The organism is Bacillus sp. JJ1503, assembly GCF_036965125.1.
Classification (GTDB): Bacteria; Bacillota; Bacilli; order Bacillales; family Cytobacillaceae; genus Cytobacillus.
This window is the reverse complement of record NZ_JBALOZ010000112.1, coordinates 1-292: the sequence shown is the minus strand read 5'-3', so window position 1 is coordinate 292 and position 292 is coordinate 1. Positions and strand designations below refer to the sequence as shown.

Here is a 292-nt window from a genome sequence, read left to right as displayed (position 1 = left end):
CGGCAATTATTATATTAACTCCAATACTAGCACCGGCAGCCATTCAATTCGGAATTGATCCCATTCATTTTGGGGTTATTATGATTTTAAACTTGGCGGTAGGTATGATCACACCTCCAGTAGGAGTCAATCTATTTATTGTTTCTGAAATTGCATCAGTATCAATTGTTAACTTAATCAAGCCTGCTCTGCTAATGATAGGTGTGTTATTAGTAAATTTATTATTAATAACATATATACCAATACTTTCAACCTGGTTGCCTTCATTCCTATAAAAGTAAAGCTAATTAAA

At 32.9% G+C, this 292-nt stretch carries 1 protein-coding gene; it reads left to right on the top strand.

What is annotated here, in order from left to right; all coding sequences use genetic code 11:
* The coding region (locus V7149_RS09905; protein ID WP_335345471.1) for a TRAP transporter large permease subunit at positions 1 to 275 on the top strand (275 nt) is incomplete at its 5' end.
* Positions 276 to 292 lie beyond the last annotated feature (17 nt).